This is a genomic window from Hymenobacter gummosus (assembly GCF_003970915.1).
GTDB lineage: Bacteria > Bacteroidota > Bacteroidia > Cytophagales > Hymenobacteraceae > Solirubrum > Solirubrum gummosum.
Window position 1 is genome coordinate 1 of sequence record NZ_RXOF01000040.1, and the last position, 303, is coordinate 303.

1 protein-coding gene is annotated in these 303 nt (G+C 69.6%); it reads left to right on the forward strand.

Going from position 1 to position 303, the window contains the following annotated elements; genetic code table 11:
* Window positions 1-303: S8/S53 family peptidase (locus tag EJV47_RS28290; protein WP_207896023.1), on the forward strand; the 303-nt coding region annotated here is incomplete at both ends.

The window sequence follows — 303 nt, forward strand, 5'->3', positions numbered from 1 at the left end:
CCTGGGGCTGAACCGCATCTGGCCCGTGCACGCCCGCTACCCGCAGTTCACCGGCCAGGGCCTGACGGTGTCGATAAAAGAGGAAGCCTTCGACCAGCACGATCTGGACTTAAGGGGCCGGGTCGTCAGTAGCTCGTTGTTCACCGGTACCGTCACCGACCACGCCACCACCATGGCCACGCTCATCGGCGGCGCCGGCAACTCCTCGCCCGCCGGCCGCGGCTCCGCCCGGCAGGTGCGCCTGGCCACCAGCAGCTTCGCCAACTTCCTGCCCGACGACGGCGTGCAGCTCGCCGCCAACGG